Origin of the sequence: Microbacterium paraoxydans (assembly GCF_900105335.1) — a bacterium.
Lineage (GTDB): Bacteria > Actinomycetota > Actinomycetes > Actinomycetales > Microbacteriaceae > Microbacterium > Microbacterium paraoxydans.
On record NZ_LT629770.1, the window covers coordinates 804,568 to 829,122 of the forward strand.

General features: G+C 68.4%; 17 protein-coding genes. 2 read left to right on the forward strand and 15 right to left on the reverse strand.

Features of this window, described 5'->3' with window-relative positions; genetic code table 11:
• Positions 1-10: 10 nt before the first annotated feature.
• Entirely contained in the window at positions 11-592 is a 582-nt protein-coding gene (locus BLU02_RS04100; protein WP_060921139.1) for an NADPH-dependent FMN reductase, read from the reverse strand.
• Positions 593-720: 128 nt separating this feature from the next.
• Between BLU02_RS04100 and helR the strand changes: the two genes are divergently transcribed.
• The gene (gene helR / locus BLU02_RS04105; protein ID WP_231919636.1) at positions 721-2,850 is read left to right on the forward strand and encodes an RNA polymerase recycling motor ATPase HelR; all 2,130 of its coding nucleotides are present in this window, start codon (positions 721-723) and stop codon (positions 2,848-2,850) included.
• A 14-nt stretch (positions 2,851-2,864) separates the two neighbouring features.
• Here helR and BLU02_RS04110 read toward each other — a convergent pair whose 3' ends face one another.
• From BLU02_RS04110 to BLU02_RS04165, 12 genes are all read right to left on the reverse strand, one after another.
• Positions 2,865-3,077, reverse strand: coding sequence for a DUF2188 domain-containing protein (locus BLU02_RS04110; protein WP_060921137.1), 213 nt, complete (start codon positions 3,075-3,077; stop codon positions 2,865-2,867).
• The gene (locus BLU02_RS04115; protein ID WP_060921136.1) at positions 3,077-3,394 is read right to left on the reverse strand and encodes a hypothetical protein; all 318 of its coding nucleotides are present in this window, start codon (positions 3,392-3,394) and stop codon (positions 3,077-3,079) included. Before BLU02_RS04115 ends, BLU02_RS04110 begins: the two co-directional genes overlap by 1 nt.
• Before the next feature lie 114 nt (positions 3,395-3,508).
• On the reverse strand, positions 3,509-4,294 hold the full coding sequence (locus BLU02_RS04120) for an SDR family NAD(P)-dependent oxidoreductase (protein WP_060921135.1): 786 nt from the start codon (positions 4,292-4,294) through the stop codon (positions 3,509-3,511).
• 108 nt (positions 4,295-4,402) lie between these two features.
• The gene (locus BLU02_RS04125; protein WP_060921134.1) at positions 4,403-5,308 is read right to left on the reverse strand and encodes a LysR family transcriptional regulator; all 906 of its coding nucleotides are present in this window, start codon (positions 5,306-5,308) and stop codon (positions 4,403-4,405) included.
• 59 nt (positions 5,309-5,367) lie between these two features.
• Positions 5,368-5,823 (reverse strand): DUF6389 family protein, encoded by a 456-nt coding sequence (locus tag BLU02_RS04130; protein WP_060921133.1) that lies wholly within the window; start codon positions 5,821-5,823, stop codon positions 5,368-5,370.
• Positions 5,820-8,882 (reverse strand): hypothetical protein, encoded by a 3,063-nt coding sequence (locus BLU02_RS04135; RefSeq protein WP_157547002.1) that lies wholly within the window; start codon positions 8,880-8,882, stop codon positions 5,820-5,822. Before BLU02_RS04135 ends, BLU02_RS04130 begins: the two co-directional genes overlap by 4 nt.
• 37 nt (positions 8,883-8,919) lie before the next feature.
• On the reverse strand, positions 8,920-9,270 hold the full coding sequence (locus BLU02_RS04140; protein WP_060921131.1) for a hypothetical protein: 351 nt from the start codon (positions 9,268-9,270) through the stop codon (positions 8,920-8,922).
• Positions 9,271-9,355: 85 nt separating this feature from the next.
• Positions 9,356-10,819 carry a purine-cytosine permease family protein gene (locus BLU02_RS04145; protein ID WP_060921130.1) on the reverse strand — a complete coding sequence of 488 codons (1,464 nt, stop codon included), beginning with the start codon at positions 10,817-10,819 and terminating at the stop codon, positions 9,356-9,358.
• A gap of 69 nt (positions 10,820-10,888) precedes the next feature.
• Positions 10,889-12,532 (reverse strand): amidohydrolase, encoded by a 1,644-nt coding sequence (locus tag BLU02_RS04150; protein ID WP_060921129.1) that lies wholly within the window; start codon positions 12,530-12,532, stop codon positions 10,889-10,891.
• A 19-nt stretch (positions 12,533-12,551) separates the two neighbouring features.
• A complete protein-coding gene (locus BLU02_RS04155) occupies positions 12,552-13,655 on the reverse strand; it encodes a C45 family autoproteolytic acyltransferase/hydrolase (RefSeq protein ID WP_060921128.1) in 1,104 nt (367 codons plus the stop codon).
• Positions 13,652-15,373 (reverse strand): amidase, encoded by a 1,722-nt coding sequence (locus BLU02_RS04160; RefSeq protein WP_060921127.1) that lies wholly within the window; start codon positions 15,371-15,373, stop codon positions 13,652-13,654. The genes BLU02_RS04155 and BLU02_RS04160 overlap by 4 nt, the downstream gene beginning before the upstream one ends.
• Complete coding sequence (locus BLU02_RS04165; protein ID WP_060921126.1) at positions 15,370-16,413, reverse strand: agmatine deiminase family protein; 1,044 nt, start codon at positions 16,411-16,413, stop codon at positions 15,370-15,372. The genes BLU02_RS04160 and BLU02_RS04165 overlap by 4 nt, the downstream gene beginning before the upstream one ends.
• 72 nt (positions 16,414-16,485) lie before the next feature.
• Here BLU02_RS04165 and BLU02_RS04170 point away from each other — a divergent pair, with 72 nt between their 5' ends.
• Complete coding sequence (locus BLU02_RS04170; RefSeq protein WP_060921125.1) at positions 16,486-17,124, forward strand: TetR/AcrR family transcriptional regulator; 639 nt, start codon at positions 16,486-16,488, stop codon at positions 17,122-17,124.
• A 252-nt stretch (positions 17,125-17,376) separates the two neighbouring features.
• On the opposite strand, the gene BLU02_RS04175 is transcribed toward BLU02_RS04170, so the two are convergent.
• Positions 17,377-18,732, reverse strand: coding sequence for an RES family NAD+ phosphorylase (locus BLU02_RS04175; RefSeq protein ID WP_060921124.1), 1,356 nt, complete (start codon positions 18,730-18,732; stop codon positions 17,377-17,379).
• A gap of 181 nt (positions 18,733-18,913) precedes the next feature.
• Positions 18,914-24,301: a DUF3320 domain-containing protein gene (locus BLU02_RS04180; RefSeq protein ID WP_167627832.1), complete on the reverse strand. Its 5,388-nt coding sequence runs from the start codon at positions 24,299-24,301 to the stop codon at positions 18,914-18,916.
• Between the last annotated feature and the right edge of the window lie 254 nt (positions 24,302-24,555).

The window sequence follows — 24,555 nt, forward strand, 5'->3', positions numbered from 1 at the left end:
AGCGCGGCGGCTACCGGTCGCCGACGTGACCCGGAGCGGTGAGCGACAGCACCCGCTCGACGAACGCCGCGTACTCCTCCATGTAGTGCGCGACGAACTTCTCAGTGTCGGCGTCGTGCACCTGCCCGTCGGGGCCGAACACCTCGGGCCGGAACGTGATGTACGCCTCCGGGGCGTTCAGCTGCGGCGCATTGAGGAAGCTCAGCACGCTCCGCATCGACGACTGCATGACCGCGGTGCCGATCGCTCCGGTCGAGGCGCCGATGATGCCCGTGGGCTTTCGTGCGAACGAGTTGTGCCCCCAGGGTCGCGAGCCCCAGTCGATGGCGTTCTTCAACGCCCCGGGGATGGAGCGGTTGTACTCCGGCGACACGAGCAGCAGCCCGTCCGCCCCCTCGACCGCACTCTTGAACGCGGTGACCGCAGCGACCGGTTCGAGTTCGTCGTCGCGGTTGTAGAGGGGGAGGTCGCGGATCGGGATCTCCACGAGTTCCAGGTCCGGCGGGGCGAGCCGCACGAGCGCCGTCGCCAGGACGCGGTTGATGGAGTCCGATGCGAGGCTGCCGATGAGGTAGCCGATCCGATGGGTCATGGTGAGGTCCCCTCGTCTCCCTGCATCTCCAGGATATCGCCGGAGTGGGGGCTTGCCACAAGGCCCCCCTCGAGAGGCAGAATCGACGGCTCGCGTGCCCCCGCATGCCCTCGCGAAGGAGACCTCCGGTGCTCGACCCTTTTGACCTGTCCGCCGACCATGCGGCGAAGTCCGCAGACGACCTCATCGCCGCCGACCGCGTCCACCTCCGACGGCTCGGCGTCGCCCTCTCCCGGGAACGCGACGCCCTGACCGCTCGTCTCGCCCTCGTGCGCCAGCAGGCCGCGGACGCGGGCGTCACGGCGGTCCATCGCGACCTGGAGATCCGCCGCCTCAGCGCGACGCTGCGCCTGCGGGAGCGCTACGGCATCGACATGTGCCTGGGCCGGATGACCCCCGCGGCCGGACCGCCGGTGTACATCGGTCGCGCCGGGGTGTCCGATGCGGACGGCACCCGCCTGCTGGTCGACTGGCGGGCTCCGGCAGCGGAACCGTACTTCGCCGCGACCTGGGAAGACCCCCGGGGCCTCCTCTCCCGGCGACGGTACCGCTGGAACCGAGGCAGGATCACGGACTACTGGGACGAGGCGCTGTCGCCGGAGGGCCTCGACGGCGCCGCCTCCCTCGACGACCAGTCCGCGTTCCTCGCGAGCCTGGACGCGCATCGCACCGGACGGATGCGGGATGTGCTGGCGACGATCCAGGCGGATCAGGACGCCATCGTTCGAGCCCCCTCCCCCGGCACTCTCGTGGTGGACGGCGGCCCAGGCACCGGGAAGACGGTGGTCGCCCTGCACCGGGCGGCACACCTCCTGTACGCCGAACCGCGACTGACGAACGGCGGCGGCGGCATGCTCCTCGTGGGTCCGAACCCGCAGTACCTCGGCTATGTGGAGGACGTGCTGCCGAGTCTCGGCGAGGACACGGTGAGGTTGTGCACCCTGCGCGACCTCACTCCCGAGGGCGCGGGCGCGGTCACGGAGCCGGACCACCGCGTGGCCGAGCTGAAGCAGAGTCTCGACCCGGACCAGGTGATCGGGGCGGCCGTCGCCGTCCTGACCCGGCCACCGCGGCATGCGCTCCGCATCGAGACGCCGTGGGCCGATCTCTGGATCGGCCGAGAGGACTGGGCCGAGCTGTTCGCCTCGGCGGATCCGACTTCCCCGCACAACGAGGTCCGCGACGAGGTCTGGGAGGAGCTGCTGGAACTGCTCGTCGACCAGATGCGCGACGAGGATGTCCCGGAGTCCTCGATCCGCCGGTGGCTGCGGCACGACGACGAACTCACCGGGACCTTTGTACGGGCGTGGCCGCTGCTGACGCCGGACGCCGTGGTCGCCGCGCTCTGGGCGTCCCCGACGCTGCTCGCGCGGTGTGCGCCCGACCTCGCGCCCGAGGAGCACGCCCTGCTGCACCGTGCCGAGGGGGCGCCCTGGACGGACCCGGACCTGCCCCTCCTCGATGCCGCGCACCGCCGGATCGGCGACCCCGAGGCCGTCCGCGAGCAGCACCGCCGGCAGGGCGCGGCGGCCGCGGCGCAGGAGCAGATGTCGGCAGTGGTCGACCACCTCGTCGCGAGCGACGACAGCGAGATGAAAGTGATGTCGATCCTGCGAGGTCAGGATGCGCAGAACGTTCTCGCCGGAGCGGACGCGCCTCCCCCGCTTCCGCCCGACGAGCTCGCCGGCCCCTTCGGTCACATCGTCGTCGACGAGGCGCAGGAGCTCACCGATGCGCAGTGGCGCATGCTGATCGCGCGGTGCCCCTCCCGCAGCTTCACGGTCGTGGGCGACAGGGCCCAAGCGCGGCGGAAGTTCACGGAGTCGTGGCCCGCCCGCCTCGAACGCCTCGGCCTGCGGAACGTGCGCGTCTCCTCGCTCCGGGTGAACTACCGCACTCCGGCCGAGGTCATGGCGTTGGCCGCACCGACGATCCGCGAGGCATTCCCCGACGCCAACGTCCCGACGTCCGTGCGGGAGAGCGGCATCCCGATCCGGCACGGCGCGGTGCCCGAGCGAGACGCGGAGCTGGAGGCGTGGCTCGCGACGAACCCGGAGGGAGTCGCCGCCGTCATCGGCGACCCCACCTTCGTGCCGCGGCCCCGGGTCCGGGCACTGACGCCGGAGGAGGCCAAAGGACTGGAGTTCGACCTCGTGGTCCTCGTGCGCCCGGAGGCATTCGGCTCCGGGCGCACGGGGGCGGTCGACCGCTATGTGGCGATGACCCGCACGACGCGCGAACTCGTCATCTTGCGCTGAGCAGCCGCCGGGCTTCAGACGTCGTGCGGGTCGCCGCCGTCGGTGATCGTGCCGGTCGGCTCGCTCTCCTCGACCTCATGGCGGGCGCCGTGCTCGGAGGCGAGCGCTTCCCCCTCCTCGATCGCCTCATCGCGGCTGGTGTAGCTGCGGGAGAGCTCCGGCGCGCCCTCCACCTCGTTGACCCACTGGCCGTTCTTCGAGCGGGTGACGATCGACGTGATGGCCATCAGACGTCCCCCGGCCCCAGGTCACCCTGGCCTTCTTCGCCGAGATCGGCGAGAACCGGATCCTCCCCTTGGCTCTCCGGCTGCGGCGCGGAACCCGGCAGGTCCGCCGCCGGCACCTCATCGTCGGGATCGGGGATCTCGTCGGGATCGCGGCCGGTGGCGGTCGACTCCTCCAGATCCTCCGGTGCCGCACCGTCGTCGAGGGCTTCCGTGCGCTCCCATTCCGCCTGCGCGGGATCGTTGCTCGGGTCAGCCTCGGTGGTGGCGTCGCCGTCGCGCAACGGCTGACCGCCGACGTCGTCGGGTGTCGATTCCATGTCTCCTCCTTCGATCGGGCTGGCCCCAGTCTCCCGGCTGGAACCGGAGTCGCCGAGGGGCTTGAGGAGACCTCGCCGAGCAGCTAGGTTCCGGAACTCCGCGAGGAGGCGGCGTCAGTTGCGACCGGCCATGACGCCGCCGTCGGCGTCCCAGACCGCACCGGTCACCCAGCTCGCGCGGTCGGAGAGCAGGAACGCGGCGACCTCGGCGATGTCCTCGGGGGTTCCCACACGGCCGAGCGGGTGGAAGGCGTCGAAGCTCGACACGACTCCGTCGACCTCGTCCTTCGGGATGAAGCCCTCGTAGATGGGCGTCCGTACGACGGCGGGGGCGATCGCGTTCACGCGGATGCCGTGCGACGCGAGCTCCATCCCCAGGTGCTGGGTGAGCGAGTGCAGGCCGGCCTTGGCCATCGAGTACGCCGAGGACGGCGTCGCAGCCACAGCCTGGTGCGCCCACATCGAGCCGAGGTTGACGACGGCTCCGCCCTGGCCCTTCGCGACCATGCCGGAGGCCACCGTCTGGGTGACGAAGAAGGTCGCCCGGTTGAGGTCGAGATACGCGTCGTAGTCCGCTTCGGTGTGCTCGAGGAACGGCTTCGGCGCGAACACACCCGCGGCGTTCACGAGGAGGTCGGCATCGGCGTGCTCGGCGGCGAGCCGGGCACGGAGTGCTTCCACGCTCGCGGGGTCCGTCAGATCGGCCTGTAGGACGGTCACATCGATGCCCTGGCCGACGAGAGACGTCCGCGCAGCCCCCAGCTTCTCCTCGCGCCGTCCGACCACGACGACCGCGGCCCCCTCGCGTCCGATCCGCTCGGCGATGGCGAGGCCCATCCCGCTCGTGCCCCCGATCACGATCGCGGTGCGTCCGGTGAATTCCCTGTCGAGCTCGGCCATGGTGCGGCTCCTCTCCGTCCTGGACGGCGGGTGCCGTCTCGTCTCCACGCTACGAAGCGGCAGCCGTCGGGAGTAGACGAGCGCACGTGATCGAGTGATAACCCCTGTTTATGAGTCGGCAGTCACCGCGTCCAGCGAGAGCGCGGCGGTGAGGTCGGCCAAGTCGTCGGCGAGCGGGGAGGAAGGGTCCCAGACCGCCTCGTAGAAGATCTCCACGTCCATGCCGCGTTCACGCAGCGGGCGATGCGGCGCGTCCGGGGAGGCGAGCTTCGAGCGTGGGATGACCGCCGTACCGAGGCCCAGCTTCGCCCATTCCTCGAGCACCCGATAGGTCGCGGCCTCGCCGTCGTAGGCGCTCAACGGCACGTCGTTCGCGTCGAAGAGATCGGTGGTGAAGGTCGTCAGCCCGCACGTGTCCGGCATCAGGATGAGGGGCGTGTCGGTGAGGTCGCTGAGCTCGACCGCGCCGCCCTGTGACGGCTCGTGGTCCACGACGACCACCGGCTCCGCATCGACGATGCGGTGCCGGAAGCGGGGCATCGGTGCGACGGAGGGGACGAGGATGAGATCCAGCTCCCCGGCGGAGAGCTCACGCCGCAGGTCGGCGACGTTCGCCTCGCGGAGGACGAGCTGCCGCGGCGCCGGCGAGGCGGGAAGCGCGCACACGGCCGTGTAGGCGCGCGCGACGATGGCCGGATTCATGAGCGGCGAGACCCCGACCCGCACCCGCGCATCGGCCGACCGGTTCCAGCGCGCGGCCTCGGCAGCGACCTGGTCCACGGCGAGGAGCGCGCGGTCGATGACCGGGAGGAGATGCGCGCCGAAGGCTGTCGGGACGACCCCGCGGGGCGAGCGCTCGAACAGGCGCTCCCCCAGGCGGTCCTCCAGCTTGGAGATTCCGGTCGAGAGGGCCGGCTGCGTCACGCCGTAGGCACGCGCGGCGGCGCCGAAGGAGTGGGTCTCCGAGACGGCCTGGGCATAGCGGAGGGCTTCGAGGCTCACGCGGTCGCTCATAGCCCGACGTTATCACCGGACGACGGCTGGCCGGGCCGCTCGGGGCAGTCCGCGCTCCGTCAGGCGTAGCCGAGGTCGGGAGCGCCGACCCAAAAGAGGCCCTCCCTCGCGCCGGTCGGGAGCAGGCCCTCTATCCATTCGGCGACGACCACGAGGACGGCTTCCTCCAGGCGATCCCGCGTCCATCCGCGCGGGCGCGAGGGCACCGCGGGCTCCCAGCCGTCCGCGGTCCACTCCACACCGAACAGGTGGCGCTGGTCGTCGAACCGCCGGTCCAGGTCGAAGGCGTCGGCCCCGTCGAACCGCGCCCAGACGTCGAAGGGGCCCTCGCCGTCCTGGTCGACGAAGACGTCGATGAGGATCGCTTCCACACCGCTCTCCGCTTCGACGGCGGCCCGATGCAGGTCCCCCAGCGCGGCGGCGACGCGCTCGCTCTCCCCGTCGAGCACGGCTCGCAGGGCGCGGGCGTAGGGCTCGGCGTCGTCCACGCGCGCTCCGGGCTCCGGAGCGCTCATCGCTCCGGCTCGGCGTCGGTGTCCACGGCGCCGCCCGCGACGAGCTCTCGGATCGCCGACGCGAGCGCATCTCGGGACCGCCCGTGCGGGAAGGCGCCGGATGCGAAGTCCAGCAAGCTGCGACCGTCGGGGAGAGCGGGCGTCGCGGGATCGACGTCACCGTGCACGAGGAGGGTCCGCACCAGCGGCGCCAGCGCGGTCTCCTCGATGTCGCGATGCAGCAGCTGCACGAACGGATGCCCCTCCGGGAGCGTCGCGACGGGTGTCGGGCCCGGGATCGCGCCCCGCTCGAGCAGGCGTCGCAGCACCGGCTCATCCTCCGCGCCCAGCGTGGGGTTGGCGAAGAGGACGTTGACCGGGCTCAGGAACGACAGGGAGGATGACGCGTCGAGGCGCTGGTCCAAGAGCCAGAGCGCGAGCTCGCGGCGGCGCTGGGGGTGCGGGTTGCTGAGCGCGGCATCGAGGAGGAACCGGTACCCCGGAGCATCGACGACGACGTCGAGGAGGTCGTTGAGCGTGCCGGTGAGTGCGAGATCGGGGAACACCCCGAGGCCCGCGTAGATGTGCTCGATCTCCTCCCGCTCGGGCACCCGATCGAAGACGAAGCTCGCGTACGACGCATCGAGGAGGGTCGGCGGCCCCATGCGCTCCCCCATCCGCAGTGCCCATTGGAGCTGCGGCACCCCGAGGGCCTCGGAGTAGATGGTCTCCAGGGGGTTCGTCGTGTCCACATCGTCCGGGTCGAGGGCGTCACGGACCCGCTGCAGCATCCCCTCCGAGGCGCGCCAGTCGACGTCGTCCCGCCAGAACACCGCGTGCACGGCGGGCAGGGTTGCCGCGCCGGCGAGGAGGTTCTCGGTCCCAGCGGAGCCAGGGGCCGAGGCCCCGCGATGCACGACCGGGAAGAACCCTCCCGGGTCTCGGTCGACCACGAGCGACAGCAGGTCGTCGGGCACGCCGCAGAACAGGGCGACCTGTTCCTCGAAGGAGGGCTCGGGTCGGGCGGCGGCGTCGGGACCCGTCGGATGGGACAGGAGGAGGCCGCGCCCGTCGTGGGTGAAGTACCAGGTCCAGAAGTGGTCTCCGGTGCGGAAGCCGCCGCGCATCGCATTGGGGACGAGGGAGGAGCCGGCGAGCGGCGGGCCGTTCCACGGCAAGGGTCCGGACGCGGGGGCGCCGCCCACGAGGGCGGAGACGTCGGAGATGATCCGGGCGCGGATGCGGAGCTCCCATGGGTTGCTCCCGCGCGCGAGGTCGAGCACGGCGTCCGGTCGCGCGATGACGATGATGACCTCGGGGTCGTCGCCGTACGAGGGATCGGGCGTTCCGGCGACCACAGCGACCGCATGGCCGTTCACCCACCAGAGCGGCGCGGTGAGGAGTCCCGTGGCGCGCATGACGCGGGTGAGCGGGCTGCGGCGATCGATCCCGGTCTTCTCGTTGCGAGCATGGATCTCCCCGGCCGTTCCCCACCTTTCGCTCATGACGCCGATGAGGTCGTCCGCCCAGGCCTGCAGCGCATCGACCGTCCACCCCTCCCCTGACGCGAGCACGACGCGGAGCGCCCGACCGTGGTCGTCGCGGAGCCCGCGTCCGCCGATCTCGAACGTCCGATCCGCCCAGTCGGCGTCCTCCGGCGAGCGCTCCCACCACGCTCTGGTGACGCGCTCGATGTCCGCCACGAGGTCGTGATAGTCGCCGTTCGTCGGCACCGCGTAGCCGAGGCGGTCCGTGTCAGACGGGCGGTCCTGCTCCGGGTACGGGCACGCGGCGAAGACCCGCTCGAACCAGGTGCGTCGTTCGTCCCCTTCCCGCGACATCTCGTCGACGGTGAGGGCGCCGCCGAGACGATACGGCTGCCGCACCGCGGCGCCGAAGCCGAAGTCGTCCATGCCGAAGTCGTTGCGGCGGCCGATCTCCATGAGCGAGGGCGAGACGCACCAGTGCTCCCCGTCGAACCACACCGCGCCGGTGATGACCGGCACGGGTTCGTCGCCGAGCATGCGGAACTCCAGGTCGTGCTCCGCGACCTCGCCGCGGGCGTCCTCGCCTCGGGCGGCGATGAGGGCGCGGAGGTCGTCCGGAACCCTGTCGAGCATGCGCGCGGCCAGGATCAGCCAGGCCTCCGCCAGGTCCGCCTCCCGTTCGGACGGATCCGCGGCATCCGCCGCATCGCCGCCGTGCTGCTGCGCCACCTCCGCGAGGAACTGCGCCGGCGCTTCGTCCGCGAACGTCGACGTCGGGTCCTGGATGAGGACGAGGATGCGGCCGTCGTCCGTGAACGTCCAGACCGTCGTCACCCCGCTGCGCGACTGCAGGCTGAAGCGGGACGCCGGGGTGTCGACGTCGCGCAGCCGCACCTCCCCGGCGCCGAACAGTGTGCTCAGCAGCCAGGCGCGGCGTCGGAGCTCGAGCGGATGCTCGCCGTTCATGAGGAGGTCGTTGTGCATGTCCTCCTCGGGCAGGAGCGCGCTGAGGCTGCCGACGGCGTACTCCCGCGGCAGTACGACCATCGCTTGGCGCAGCATGCTCTGCCGCGGTTCGGTGTCCCAGTTCGTGACCAGCACGCAGTACAGATCGCCGCGGTCCCACATCTCCGCCTCCGGGATGCCGACCGAGACGAGGACCACGTCGAGGATGCCCTCCGGATCCTGGTTCTCCCCCACGAGCGACGGCTTCCGGACCATCGGCGCACCCCACGCTTCGTGCAGCGTCCGGCGCACGCCCTCCGTCCACTCCTCCGCGTAGGCGGCGAATCCGCCCTCGGGGACCACGAGGTCCGCGGGCGGGTTCGGCTGCAGCGACTCGTCGGCGTCGGGGTCGTAGCCGCCGAGCGGGAGCAGCCAGACGCCCTGCGACTCCTCGACCTCCACCCCCTCGAACGTGAAGGCCTCGCGCGTCTCTCCCGCGAGCAGGTGGGCGACGAGTCGGTCGAGGAACCCGGGGACCTCTTCCCTGCCGAACGGCGGTGTGTAGTACGGGAGGTCGTCCTCCGTCTCGCCGCTCGCGTCCGTGTCGTCCCTGCCGGTGTCATCGACCATGCCCCACCCCGTCGTCATCGAAACAGCCTTGGGACGAGCATACGGACGCGCGGCGTCATTCCTCGGAGTCGATGAGCTCGAGGAGCTTCCGCAACTCGTCGCGGATCTCCTCGTGGTCATACTGTCCGGCGCGGCTCTCCCCTGAGATCACTCCGGAGCGGCGCACCTTCCGGAAGTCGCCGAACGGAAAGCTGTACGCCTTCTTCGTCTCGGGGTTCTCGCTCTTGTCGATGCCGAGGTGCCAGTGGGCGAACTCCGTCCATCCGTGCTCGTCGATGAAGCGGTTCTCGTCTTCCGCGCTGGGCGCCGCCTCGGACCAGTCGTCGCGTTCGTCCCGCACGACCTTGCCGTCGCGGACGAGGGAGCGCGCGAGCTTCAGCGCCGGTCGGTTCAGTTCGATAGCCATGGGGGAACGGTAGGACGGGGGACGGCGGCACCGCGCCCCCCTTGACGCCCGAGCCTGAAGAGAGCAATCGCGGAGGCCGCCGGGCTCAGCCCCCGATCTGCGCGCGCACCGTCCGTCCTGCGAGCACGGCGTACAGGCCCACCGAGACCAGGAGTCCGACCGGCACCGAGAGGTCGAGCCCGCCCAGCGCCGCGCCGAGCGGGCCGGTCCACACGGTCGTCGACAGGAACATCGCGGTGGCGAAGCCACCGGTGACCACGGAGACGAGACCCGGGAGGCCGAAGCCGCCGGTGTACCAGAACCTGCCGCCGGGCCGTTCGTCGAACAGGTCGGTACCGCAGTAGCGGTTGCGGCGCAGGACGATGTCGGCGACGTAGACGCCCATCGTGGGCACGGAGATGATCAGCAGGAACTGCAGCATGAGGTTGACGGCGCTGATCAGGTCGGATGCCACGACGAGCACGATCGTGAACGCGCAGCCGAGCGCACCGATGAGGATCGCGGAGGGGATGCGGCGGATCGGCACGCCGATCGACTGCAGGGCCATGCTCGCCGTGTACGTCGTCATGCCGTTGAGCGAGATGCAGTTAACCAGGACGCCGAGTACGAACAGCGGGGCGAGCCACACCGGCAGCTTCTCGAGCAGGGAGTACTCGATGCCGTTCGCGAGGCTGTCCGGCCCGATGGAACCGCCCAGCACGACGCCGAAGGCGGTGATGAGCACCGCCGGGAAGAGCTGTCCCAGCGCGGTCGCGCCGATGATGCCGGACGCTCTGGTGTGGCGTGGCAGATAGCGGGCCATGTCGGCGCTGTTGCTGAACGACAGCGGCGACGATGCCATCAGCGCGAACGCGATCGTGACGCTCACCCACAGCGGCAGCCCGCTGAGCGGCTCGGGCTGCGCGAACCCCCAATCCAGCGCGGGCGCGAGGAAGCCGATGACGAGCGCGAAGATCACGAACAGCCCGATCGAGATCGCCAGGTAGGCCTTCAGGATGAGGGCGTGACCGTACGCGGCGACGATCACGGTGATCGTCGAGACCACGACCGCCACCAGGATCGATGCCGCGATCGGATCGGGGAAGCCCCACCGCACGAGCAGTTCGCCGCCGATGAACGACGCCGCCACCCAGTTCAGCGCGAGGAAGACGCCCGAGATGAACCAGCCGTAGAACGCGATGACGATCTTGTTGCCGTGGATACCGTAGATCGCTCGCTGGACCACGGAGCCGGAGGTGCCGGCTGCCGGTCCGGAGATGGCGACGATACCCGGCAGCAGAGCGAGCGCGCTCGATGCCAGGATCACGAGCAGCGCCTGCCAGATCTCCAGGCCTAGCACGAGCGTCATCGAGGCGCCGACCGTGATGTTCAGCACGCTGACGCCCGGAGCGCTCCAGACGAAGAACAGATCGCGGGCTCTCCCGTGCCGTTGGGCGTCGTCGATGAGTTCGATGCCCCGGGTCTCGGGGGTGCTGGCGGAGTCGACGAAATCGGACTCGGATCCGGGCGCGACGGCACCAGGAGCGGGGGTGGCGGATGTGTCGGACATGACGGTCCTTCCAGGACGGGCACCCTCCTGCGTCAGTGCAGGGGGCGTTCGGGATTCAGGAGCGGGAGCTCATGGTCGCCGGTAGGCGACCTCGCCGTGTACGAGGGTGAGCAGCACGGCACCGGTGAGCAGGTCGTCGGTCGGCGCGGACAGCGGGTTGATGTCCAGCACGGCGACGTTCGCGAAGAAGCCGGGCGCGATCCGGCCGTAGGCGTCGTCGATCGCGCCGACGTGGGCCGCGCCGGACGTCGCCGCAGCGAGTGCCTGCGCGGCGGTGAACGCACGCTCGGGGTGGTACGGCGGCAGCGCGCGGTCGATCGAGGATCGCCCGGTCATCGCGATGAACAGGTTGTGCAGAGCCTCGTGGGGTGCGGTGGGGGCGTCGGTACCCAGCGCGACGGGAACGTCGACGTCGCGGAACCAGTTCCACGGGAAGCCGTCCTCAGCGCGCTGATCGCCGAGCATCGCCATCCAGTTGTCCAGGATGGCGGGGTCGCAGTGCACCGGCTGCATGGATGCCGCGATGCCGTGCGCGCGCATCCGTGCGACCGTCTCGGGCGCGACCGACTCCAGATGCTCGATGCGCGGGCGGCGGGCGATGTCGGTGCCGTTAGCCCGCTCGCAGGCCTCGACGAGGTCGACGGCCAGTGCGCTCGCCGCGTCTCCGATCGCGTGCATCGCGAGCTGCAGGCCGGCGCGGTCGGCGGCGATCGCGACCGGCGTCGCGGCCTCGCGGCTCCAGATCGGGTCGGCGTTCGAGCCGTCGGCATACGGGCGCACCATCGCGGCGGTGCACGCGTCGATCACGCCGTCGAGGATGAACTTCACCCCGACGACCTTCAGCCACGGCGTGCCCGTGGCATCGAGTTCGTCACGCAGCTGCACCGCACGCTCGACCTGGGCGAGATCGGCTGCCGGATCGCCGGTGGAGCTCAGCCACCAGTGCGCGGTGACCGGGAACGGCAGCCGACCGTCGCGGTCGAGCCGACGCCGCAGCGCCGCCATCGACTGCTCTGTCATCCCCATGTCGGCGGCACCGGTGACGCCGGCCGCCAGATACGCGCCGAAGGCGAGCTCGAGGTGGCCGTCGACCTCCTCCTCGGTCCGGATGCCGTCGAGATAGTCCGCGAGCAGATCCATCGCCGCGGTCTCGAGCAGGAACCCGGTCGCCTCTCCGTCGTCGTCCCGCACGACCTGGCCGCCGATCGGGTCGACGGTGTCGCGGTCTATGCCGGCGGCGCGCAGCGCGGCTGTGTTCACCCAGGTGCTGTGCAGGTCGTTCGCGTCGAGGAAGACCGGGATGTCGTCGATCACCTCGTCGATCATCGCCCCGGTCGGCTGGGTGACGCCGTCAGGCAGAGCGTCGAACAGCCAGCTGACCCCCTCGATGACCGTCGCGTCCGGGTTCATCGCCCGTGCCTCGAGCAGCCGCTGCTGGATCTGTGCCACCGAGGTGCAGTCGCGGAGTTGCACCTTGCCCTGCGCGTGGCCGAACATCGCCAGGTGCGCGTGCGCCTCGATGACACCGGGCATCACGAACGCCCCGCCGAGGTCCACGACGGCGGCACCCTCACCTGCCGCGGCGTGGACCTCCGCCTCCGTGCCGACGGCGAGGATGCGATCGCCGCGCACGGCGAACGCGGACTGCACCGGAGCATCCGCGCGCCCGTCGAAGACGATGGCGTTGCGATAGACGGTGGCGGTGTCGGTCATGGTGGTCCCTTCGATCGGGTCAGAGCGCGAGCGCCAGATGCGGGCGGGTGGCGTTTTCGGCCGGAGTGCCGTCGAGCACGTCGGCGCGACGACCGGCGGGGTCGAGCACGACGGTGGCCAGGCTGGCCCACCGCTGTCCCATCGGAAGCGCGAGGTCGGGTATGCAGGTCACCGGAGGCTCGCCGTCGCCGGTCACGAGCATCGCGCGCAGCTGCTCGGCATCCGTCGCTGCGCCGGCCGACAGCAGTCGACCCCGGAGGAAGTCCCAGCGCTGACCGGAGTCGGGCTGGTACAGCCAGGTCTTCTCGTGCGCCGCTGGTGCTTCGGTGAGGAAGTGATTCGTGCGCAGCCAGGTGCCCTCGGTGATCGCGGGCGCGGAGAACACGCCTTCGGGGCAGATGTCCAGCAGCACGGCGTCGCCCGCGGCGTCGAAGAGCGCGAACGAGCCGGAGCTCGTGACCGGCGCCTCGCGCACCAGTTCGACGGCGCGCGCGACGCTGGAGGCCTCCTCGAGCACGAGAGCGGCGAGCACGTGCATCGGGATGCCCTCTGGCCGGTCGGACCGGTGCCCCAGGATGTTGAAGTGCAGCGCGACGCCGGCGCTGTTCACGCCGATCTTGCCGAGGATGCCGCATTCGGTGAGCCCGGCGTAGTCGTGGACACCGCCGCGCGAGATGATCGTGTGCCAATACGGCGCGATCTCCATGTGCCAGTCCCACGTCTGCACGCCGAGGGTGTGCGCACGGCCGTCCGCATCGCGGATCGAGCGCACGATGGTCGAGCACTCTCCCGGCGGTACGGCGATGCTGCGGGACAGGATCTCCGTGCGGCCGTTCAATGCGGCGACGCGCCAGATCTCGGCATCCGCACCGGCGGCGATGCCCTCGATCTGCGCGCGCAGCGCCGGACGGTGGGCATCGATCGCGTCGAGCAGCCGCTCGGCGTCGTCGCGCACGGTCTTCTCGTCGACGGCGCCGAGGCGGAAGAGCCGATCATACGCGTCGATCGCGCCGGGCAGAGTCTCCCGCAGCTGCCTGCCGCGCTCGACGCCGCGCTGGAGCGGATCCGAGGCGTCGGCCGTGATCTGCAGGCGCCGCTCCGGGCGCGGAAAGGGCGACGTCACGGGAGTTCCTGTCCGGGAAGAGCGGGAGTGCGCGGCGGTGCAGTACGGCGCTCGCCGGTCGCCTCGAACGCGGCGGCGAGGCGCAGCAGGGCGGAGTCGTCCCAGCCGCGGCCCGCGATGGTCAGACCCACCGGCATCCCGATGTCTGCCGTCGTGCCCATCGGCACCGTGACGGTCGGGATGCCGAGATGTCGGATCGCGAGATTCCCGTTCGCGACCCACACACCGTTGCGCCAACCGGCGTCGGCGGATGCCGGATTCACGTCCATGTCGGCGGGGCCGACGTCGGCGACGGCGGGGAAGATCACGGCGTCGAGGCCGAGCGCGTCCATCCACTCCTCGAGGTCGATGCGACGGGTCTCCTCGAGCCCGCGCACGCCCTCCTCGAGATGCGGGATGTCGGTGAATGACGCGTACGGGCGCTGGCGGACGAGGGCCGGATACCCGGCGATCTCGTCATCGAAGCCGGTGTAGCGATCCGGGAGGGCACCTTCCGGATGCGGGAAGATGCGCGCGCCGTCGACGAGTTCGAGCCGATCGAGCGCGGGGTCGCCGTTCGCGCGCAGGAAGTCGTCCCACGCCCATGCGGAGAGATCCTCGATCTCGGAGCGCAGGAACCGCTCGGACACCAGTCCCCTGGTGCGCACGGTCGGCGCCCCGGCGCGGTCGCCCTCGTAGTTGGTGACGACCGGGAAGTCGACGTCGACCACGTGGGCGCCGGCGTCTTCGAGGTCTCGGCGCGCCGGCTCCCAGAGGTCGATGACGGACGCCCTGGTCACGATGCGCTGCCCGGTCGCGCCTCCGATGGTGGTGCCGGTGCCGGCATCCGGATCGGCATTGACGTACATGCGCGGCACGCCGAAGCGCCGGCCGGCGAGAGCGGAACGAGGGTCGGCCACGGCGAGGTCGCGGTACGACGCCGGACGCACCTCGGATGCGGCAGGGATACGCACCCACGGCTGGGCGCGCCAGAAGTCGCCGCGGACGTCGGCGTCGTCGGCGACGATCACGTCGAGCACCTCGAAGAGATCGGCCATCGTACGGGTATGCGGCACCACGACGTCCATCGTGGGCACCAGCGGCCAGTTGCCGCGCACCGAGATGACGCCGCGGCTGGGCGTGTATGCACAGAGGGCGTTGTTCGACGCCGGTGCCCGACCGCTCGACCAGGTCTCCTCGCCGAGTCCGAAGGCAGCGAAGCTCGCGGCGGTCGCGGTACCCGATCCGTTGGAGGAGCCGGATCCGAATGCACTGGTCAGCCAGTTGGCGCTGTACGGGCTCTCCGCCCGTCCGTACACACCGCGCTGCATCCCGCCGTTCGCCATCGGCGGCATGTTGGTCAGGCCGAGGCAGATCGCCCCGCCGGCCCTGAGCCGTTCGATCGTGAACGCGTCCCGCTGCGCGACCAGATCCGCGAACGCCGGGGATCCGCATGCCGCGGTGAGCCCGGCGACGAGGTAGCTGTCCTTCGCCGTGTACGGGATGCCGTCCAGCGGGCCGAGCGAGTGCCGGGCCGCCCTGCGGGCATCGGACGCCGCGGCTTCGGCGAGGGCGTCGGGGTTGCGGACGACGACCGCGTTGAGTGCGGTCTCGGTGCCGGGTGCGTCGTACGCGTCGATGCGGGCGAGATAGGCCTGCACCAGCGCGACGCTCGTAGCCGCACCGGTCTCGAGCGCTCGCCGCAGGTCCGCGATGGATGCTTCGACCACGCCGATCATGCGGGTGCCTCGGTCGGTGCCGGCTGCTGCTGGGTGATGCAGTGGATGCCGCCGCCGCGCGCGAAGATCGGGCGCGCGTCGACGGTCACGATCTGTCGCCCGGGGTACGCGGACCCGAGGATGTCCCGCGCGCGGGCATCGGCGGCGTCCTCACCGAACCCGCACGCGATCACCGCGTCGTTCACCACGAGGTGGTTGATGTAGCTCCAGTCCACGTACCCCTCGTCGTCGCGGAGGGTCTCGGGGGCGGGGACGTCGATGATCTCGAGCGGGCGGCCCGCGGCATCCGTCTGGTCTTGCAGGAACGCCTTCAGCTCCCGCGTGACGACGTGGTCGGGGTGTCCCGCGTCGTCCTGGCGGTGCAGCAGCACCCGGCCCGGAGCGGCGAACGCGGCGACGATGTCGACGTGCCCGTTGGTGCCGAACTCGTCGTAGTCGCGCGTGAGGCCTCGCGGCAGCCAGATGGCTGTGGTCGCGCCGATCGTGCGTGCGAGTTCGGCTTCGGCGCGGCCCCTGTCGGCGTAGGGATTGCGGTTCGGGTCGAGCTGCACGGTCTCGGTGAGCAGCACCGTGCCCTCGCCGTCGACATGGATGCCGCCGCCCTCGTTCACGAGCACCGAACTGATGTGCTCGGCTCCGACGTGTGCAGCGACGATGCGCGCGACGCCGGCCGACACCTGCCACTCGGCCCACGCGGGCGCACCCCAGCCGTTGAAGATCCAGTCGACCGCGCCGAGGACGCCCGGCCGATCGTCGTCGAGGACGAAGGTCGGGCCGAAGTCGCGCATCCAGAACTCGTCCAGCGGCGACTCGACGATCTCGACGGCCGAGCCGAGCATGTCCCGCGCCCGCGCCATCTCGGTCGGGTCCACGACCATCGTCACCGGTTCGAACTCGGCGATCGCCAGGGCGACGTCGGTCCACGCGCGGTACGCCGTGTCGCGCCAGGCAGCACCGTCGCCCAGGGTGACGCCCACGCGCGGAAACGCCATCCAGCTGCGTTCGTGCCGTTCGCCCTCGTGCGGCATCCGCCAGCCCATGTCATCTCCTTTGTCGACAACAGCTTGTTGGTCGCATGACCAATAAAGGAATGTTCCTACACTGGAGGCACCATGTCAACATCCGATACGCGTCCACGGACCAGGAAGACTCCGGAGCAGCGCGCCGGCGAGATCTACGACGCCGCGATCGCGATCGCCAGGGAGAAGGGACTGTCCGCGCTGACGCTGCGGGCGGTCGCCGGCAGGGCAGGGGTGGCGCCGGGGCTCGTCTCGCACTACGCATCGAGCATGGACGAGTTGGTCGCGCGCACCTTCCGCGAGCTGACGGCATCCGAACTGGACGACGTCCGCACCCAGGCCGAGACCGAGAGCGAGCCGGCAGCACGGATGGCACGGATGATCTCCACGGTCCTCAGCAGTGGCCACGACGACATCACGCTCGTGTGGGTGGACGCCTGGTCCCTCGGCCGCGGCAGTGCAGCGCTGTCGGTGGCCATCGACGAGCAGATGAGCGCCTGGCAGTCGTTCGTCGCGCAGCTCATCGAGGAGGGCCGGAGCTCCGGCGTGTTCCGCACCGACGACACGGATGCCGTGGCCTGGCAGATCCTCGCCATGATCGACGGCATCGCAGCGCATGCGCTGACGCGCCGTACCGACGCCGCGCTGTTCGCCGCTCGGTTGGCACAGGCCTGCGAGACGCTGGTCGGTGCGGCCCCGGGGAAGATCGCGGAGCTTCTTCCGACGCACTGACGGTCGCGGAGGGCGTGGCCTCCTCATGCCCTCGGCGATCCCGGGAAGGCAGAAGGGCCGGAACCTCGTGCGAGATTCCGGCCCCGGAATGGTGGGCTGTTGGCAAAAGCCGTTGTGGTGCCCGTCTGACCCCGCACCCGCGCACGGCTTTCCTGCACGACCTCAACGATTTTCCTGCTGCCGTCCAACCAGTCACTACACCGGCCGGAGCGGCTCCTTCGACCGGCACGTTCGAGGGACGCGGCTATGTGCCTACCAGCCAGAAGTCATGAACATCGGGTTGGGATCGTCCCAGTCCTCGTCGACCTGCTCGATCTCTTGCGCTCGAACGCTGCGGACAACCCTGTGCATGGTGATGTCATCCGTAGATAGCGTGAGTGTCGGATGCCGCTGATTCAGACGAGCCAGTTCGGCTGTAGTCGGTGGATCTGACTGAAAGTCTGTGCCGTGGCCATAGAACAGCGCGATGTTGCGGGGGTGGGTACTGTCGTCTTTGCCCTCCTCTTGGAGGATCGGTTCACCTGGTTCGGCCTCGGCGTTGAGCTTGTCTGTGAGATGGGACGGCCACGCGATGCCGTCGATGTGATCGACCGGAACCCATCGCAGCCACTCCGCGACGACCTGCGTGGGCGTGTAGTCGAACGCTTCTCTTCCGTCGAGCACTACAGGGGCGGTGATCATGTCTGTGAAGTGCTTCTTGAAGCGGGCGAACATCCAGCGTCTCCGACTGTCGTCATCCGTTGCGAAGATGCTCGGCAGCGTCGTCAGCGGCCGAGTGAAGTCGAGTATCCTCAGTACCCTCGTGGTTCTGAACGCGCCCATGATGGCCTCGTCGTATTCGGAGTGCAGAGCGATCTCAGCGATTGCGACTTGCAGGTCATCGGCTGAATAGAAGAGGCTGATCCCAGGCGGCGAAAGGCGACCGTTCTTCGCGAGGTTAGATGGCGCGGACCCTAGCTGGGTACTTGGTTCAGCGTGCACTTTGTCGAGTAGACCGCGAGCATCGTCGGTCATGCGTCCGCGGTACAGTCTCGATCCCGCTGGCAGCTCCACCACCAGGTCGGACTCGACGTATGCAAGCAGCGATGCGAGGAACCTTCCGATTCTCGCTGGGGGTTCGTCCTCGAAGCCAGGCCGATCAGATGCTCCGATGACGACGAATCGACTCTCCGTTCGGACCGTCGCGGAGTAGGCGTCCCAGCCAAGCATCGACGGGTCGATGGTGTCACTCGGAATCCAGGAATCCGAGGAGCTGGTTGCTGCAATCAGACATTCGACGACTTGCATGGCGTATGCAGGATCAATAGCTTCCTCGACGGTCTCGTAGACCACGTAGGTGTCGTCGTACTCCTCCTCGTACTGCCATGGGTCTCCGCCCCCATCCGTCCACTGGTACAGCCACGTGACCACGTCCCAAACCCGAGATCCGAGTTCATCCATGGCGACGGCGAAAGGCTCCGTGGAGCGCTCGGACGTTCGCGGGCAGAACGAGCATTCAAACTTATCGGCGACTTCGCCGAGAGCGCCGCGCAACACGTCGTCTGTGATGTGGCTCAGGCAGACGGTCTCTTTCATTCCGCTGATGCCGTAGAAATCCGATTCCTCCACGCGCTGATGCTATCGGCACTCTCCTCCTCGCGGTCAGAGGGCGAGTGACCTTGCGCTGTAACCACGGCAAGGAGCACGCTGATGGCATCACGCGCTCCAAGCATCGCGACCATGCGACACTGCAAACTGTCGCCTCGAACGGCTGCGTTCTCGTCACTCTCGCTAGTACTGGATGATGACGCTACTTAGAAGGTGCTGCAGACAAGGTATCGCCGGATTCGGCGAGAACCCCGCGGGCAATAGCGCGGTCGACAGCTGCATTCACGCGCTGGTCTACGATGGCGCCCGTCCGTGTCCAGCCGAACTGGCGCGCGACGGCATTCACCACCTCTGAACGTGACGCTCCGCCGACATCTCGTACGAGCATCTCGGCGGCGAGCGCGAACTCATCGAGGTGGACCTGGTCTGGTTTGCGGTTGTGGTCGCGTGACCGCACCTTCGTTACCGTGCGGCCCTGCACATCGACGAAATCGCCATCTCGGGCGAGGCCCGCTTTGGTGATTGCTAGGTCGATGTTGTCCTTGAGCCGGGCGGTAACTCGGCCGACGGACCACCATTCTCGGATGCGCTCGCTGACGGTGTCGAGGTGAACAGGACCTTCAACCTGAACGAGGGTTTTGAGGGGTTCGACCAGGTGGAGGTGGTTGCCGGGCTCTGCCGGCTGGACCCAGTGCGGCAACTGGACGGGTTTCGCTTCGACGTAGTCGACAGCCCACGCGAAGGGGACGTCTGCTTCCGCTGCGGCGGTCTCCACCGCCGCACGTGGAATGGTGAAGTTCCGCTGACGGGTCGTTGTTCCCGCGACTGCGGCTTCGATGGCAGCGCGGAGGCGTTCTTCTTCCTGATGACGATCTCGGTACCAGCCGGTGCCCCAGATCCGGTGAAGGGTCCACCCGAGGCCTGAGAGCACTTGGTCCCTGAGCCGATCCCGGTCACGTGCGGCGGGTGCCGAGTGGTACTGGTAGCCGTCACATTCGACGCCGAGGGCGAAGGAGCCGGGCTTGGCGGGATGTCGCACACCGATGTCAATGCGGAAGCCAGCGGCTCCGACTTGGGGCTCAACGACGTAGCCCCAGGACTGTATCGCCCGGATCACGGACTCTTCGAACGGGGAGTCGGGCATGAGGCCTGTCACGGAGGCTTGTGTGCCGAGCGTGGAGATACCTCTGCGGGCGAAGTCGAGGTACGCGCGCAGGGCTTCGACGTTCTCGTTCATGGAGGGTGGGATGTCGCCTGCGTCCATGGATGCGACGACCTCGATGCGTTGCCTTGCGCGGGTGACTCCCACGTTGAGGCGACGCCATCCCTTGTCCTTGTTGAGGACACCGAAGTTGGTCGAGATCTTGCCCGCTTCGTCTGGGCCGTACCCGATGGAGAAGACGATGACGTCGCGTTCGTCGCCTTGGACCGACTCGAGTGACCTGACGAAGAATCCGTTGAGTCGGTCGCTCTTGTCAAAGTGAGGGTCGAGATCTCTGTGCTGCGTGCGAAGTTCGTCGACGGCCGCGACAACGGCGTCGGCCTGCGCGACGGAGAAGGTGACGACGCCGAGGGAGAGACCGGGTCTTGTCCGGTAGTGCTGAATGACTCTCTCGGCGACGGCTTTGGCTTCCTTCGGGTTGTCTGCTCCTCCGCCTCGGCGATACATCCCGTCTACGTGGAAGAACTCGACCCCGACGTCTGGTCCTTCGTCCTGTGCGGACGGGTAGGTGACAAGGTGTCCTTCATAGAACCGATAGTTCGAGAACGCGATGAGCGCTTCGTGACGCGACCTGTAATGCCACCGCAGGCCCAGGTTTCGGAAGGCGCCGGAGGATTTGGCGAGTTCGAGGATCGAAGTGAAGTCTTTGACGTCAGAGTCATCTTCGTCGGAGTCGTCGGATTCCACCGCCCGTTCGAAGAACTGGGAGGGCGGGAGCTGTTTGTCGTCCCCGGCGAGGATGAACGATCTGCCGCGGTAGATGCAGTTGATGGAGTCGCCTGGGGTGACCTGGGATGCCTCGTCGAAGATGACGACGTCGAACTTCAGATCGTGCGGAAGGTACTGCGAGACCGCGAGTGGAGACATCATGAAGACGGGCTTGATGGCTTGAATCGCTGTACGCGCCTGGGTGATGAGGTTGCGAACCGCCATGTGGCGTTTCTGCTTCATGCCCTCCCGCCGGATGAGGGCGGGCTCTCCCAACGAGGTGTTTGCGGGCCGCCGCGTGTTCGCGGCTTTGATGATGTCGCTGGTGGCTGCTGCGACGATCTCTCGGTCGAGCTTCTGGAACTCGGCGACGAGAGCTTCTCGGTCTGCGGCGAGCAGTGGATGCAAGCGGGTGTCAGTCCGAATGTGCTCGTCCGCCCACGCCCGCAGCAAGGCACGCTCGATGACTTTGGGAACGTCCGCAGCCTGCAAGCGCTGCTCGATGCAGAAGTTGACGGTCTCATCGAGGTCGAGTTCGCGAAGCTCGGCGCGGATTGCCTGATAGTCGAACCACTCCTGTTGACCGATGGTGTCGGACTGGAAGTCGCGCAGAAGTTCGAAGGCAGTTACGAAGTCGCCGAAGTCTTCCCGCAGCTCGTCCGTCCGCGACGAGCCGAACGCGTTGAGGATCTCGTCTCGCGCGCTCTCCCACTTCCGGAGGACGGACTCAAGGCTGCCGACGGGAGAGGATTGGACCAGAGCAGAAACTTGGTGAGGTGAAAGTGCAGCGCCCGCGAGCTCGCGAACTCTCTCCGCCCAGCCGAGGGCCATGTCCACGACGGTGAGGTCGGTGCGGGCGCCTTGGTAGAGGTGTCCGAACTGGGCGCTCAGTTCGGTGGCCGCCGAGTCCAGTTCTCGCGTCCAAGCGCGCGCATCCTGGACTGCAGCGATGATCGCTTCAGCATCTCCAAGAGTGTGGTTTCTGTTGGTGCGGGCCGACACCGACTCGATCCGTTCAGCGGCGCTTCTCATGGGGGCGATGTGAGCGGACAGCCAGGCGACCGAGGTCGCCGGTGGTTCGACGAGTAGTTCCGGTCGCCCGGCCAGGGCAGGAGGCGATGCAACGCTTGCTCGCCAGCTGGCGAGCTCGAGACGCACGGAGTCTGAAACTGCCGCCTCTGTGGGGTCAACCGTCGTGGAAGCCAGGTAGGTGACCGTTGAGCGGGAGACCGCGTCGCCGCTGAGGGTGATGATTTCCGCGGCCGCTCCGAGGTAGCGGTCGACTGCGTCCCAGTCGGTAGACCGTCCCTGCCACCATCGCCCGAGTAGGTGTCCGGATGCGATGCCGGCTGCCTCGAACCTTCCCACGGCATCGGACCAGGCGATGGCATCCGAAAGGTGGGCGATGCCTGACTTCACCTCCTTCGCGTCGGCGAGGAGGGCTCCGAGCGCCTTCTTGTCGGTACGGTACGCGCCGGACAGTTTTCGGAGTCCGGTGTGGAGGTTGGCGAAGCGGTCCTGGAGATCCCGCAGTGGTGCCGTGAGAGCGCTCGGGGTGAAGAGTCCGCTCGCCTGGGATTCGCTGCGCTCGAGCGCGAGAGCTTCAAGACGAAGAGCGCTTGCGGCGTTACGGGCCGCATGAAGCCCGGAGGGTGTGAGCCAAGCGGCTTCGATGCCGGGGAACTCGCGATGTATTTCAGTGAGGCGCACGACACGGTCTGCGTCAGTGAAGGAGGTAGGGGCGGCCACACCGACGAGGTGAGCGAGGTTGCCGACGGCGGTGATCGCAGCGGTGAGCGATGCCGCCCGGGCTGCGAACGCGTCTGCGGTGCCTCTCAGCGTCTGCGCGGTGAGCCCGGCGAGGTCAATTGCCCCATGAACGGTAATGGCCTCTGGGTGCGCGGGGAAGTCGATGGGCAGCTGGTCGTAACTGACACCCGCCAGCTCGATGACGAGGTCAGCGGCTCGCTGATACGTGGCGACGAGATCGCCAAGTCGTTGACGATCTGCGTGGATGGAAGTCTGGTCGACTGCGGTCAGCCATGCGTCGTTGACGAAACCGGGTCGGTGAATGTGTTGGAGATCCAGCAACTCCATCAAGGTCGTCGTTTGTCGGGGTGTGCGCAGTCCGAACGAATCGACGACATCGTCATTGAGGCGAATCGTGCCTTGAAGCTCTTCCAGGGTGCTGGCCGCGGAGTAGAGGCGCGATTCGAGCGAGGAGGGATCTGTGACAGCGCGCCATAGGAAAGTCGTGCCTTGTGCTGCGGGGCGCCATGTTCGTTCGAGGCGGCTGAGAGTGTCGCCGAGTGCTGCGCGTCCCTCTTCTGACAGCTGGAGAGGTGGGCGACCCGGAGCGGGCGCGACCGGCACGTGGACGAGCTCGGCGAGTTCACCGAGGACATCGTGAAGCGATGCCTGCAGCGGTGAGCGGCGCTCGTTCATCGCCACCGCGTAGGAGTTGAGTCGGCGGCGGCGGTCTTCAAGGGCTGACCGAGATGGGGCGGTCATCGCGTGGGGTGGCTGGGCGACGTTGTCGAGGGTGCGGAGGAGTTCGGATGCGACGTCCTTGCGGTTCGTCTTGTGGGAGTGCAGCTCGAGCAGGTAACTCTCGAGACCGCTGTCTTTGAGGCGGTTCTTCACCACATCGAGCGCGGCGATCTTCTCCGAGACGAAGAGCACCGACTTGCCGGCGTGCATGAGCGCGCCGATCATGTTGGCGATGGTTTGAGACTTACCCGTTCCTGGCGGTCCGTCCATCACGAAGCTGCGTCCGCCCAGAGCAGCTGCGACGGCGGCACGTTGAGAGGAATCCGCGTCCAGTACGAGTGGTGTGCGCTCCGGCGGGGCGACCTCGTCGATGTCCGCGGGATCGACAGGGTCGAACTGGAACTCATCGCTCTGAGTCGTGGGGTCACCGTTCGCCAGAGCACGGACCACCGGGTGGTCGATGATGGTCGCTTCGTTGTCGAGGAGGTCCTTGTACATGGCCTCCTTGGCGAACGAGAACGTTGCGAGGTGGACTTCGGGTTCCAGGCTCCAGTCCTTGAAATCCTTCGCCTTGCCGAGTGCTGTGGTGAAGCGGCTCAGGATCTCCGACACGGTCAGCCCCTCGACCTCCTCGTACGTCGGAAGAGTGATCCCGAACTCATTGAGACGAAGCGGAAGGGCAGGGTTGAGGACGGCGTCGTCCTGACCACCCTTGATCCTCGGGGTAGCTCGAGGCCCTTCCGGGACCAACTCAACAGGGAGCAGATAGATCGGACTGGTCATGTCCGTCTTGTCCACGTCCTGCCACTTCAGCATTCCGAAAGCGACGTAGAGCACGGAAAGCCCGCGGTCGAGGAACTCTTCGTTCGCGCGGCGCATCAGAGTGCGGACCACAGGACCGATCTCCGCGTCTGCGCGAGGAACGTGAAGGAGAGCTCCAGCACGCGCCGGTCTCGCCTCACCGGTATCCGGGTCAATGAGATCGCCAACGAAGCTCTGGAGCTTTCCGGAACGGAGCAGATCGAGGATGGCATCCGCGGAGGGAGCATCGAAGCTCAGCGAGGATGTCCTGGGAGCCCTGAAGCGGAGGAGACGGCTTCGTCGATCCAGTCCGATGAGCCCCTCGCGCCATGTCTTCAACGCAGCACGAGTCTCCGTGGTAGTGCCCATGTCGCCCCTCCAGTGTGCCGTCGGCCGACGATGAACCCTCACCCGACGCGATGCTTCCCCACATCGTATCGACGCGGCCTGCCTCACCCGGCGAAGATGCATCTTCATTCCGTTCGTCGCCCGGCAGACGCACAGTCTGTGATGCCAGATTCCAACTACACGCGCTGAGCTCACCACGCTTAATGCGTAACAGGCTTCGAAACAGCGAATCCCCGCTTGGTTCACACCGTATGCTGCACTGTATGTTGGTGGAG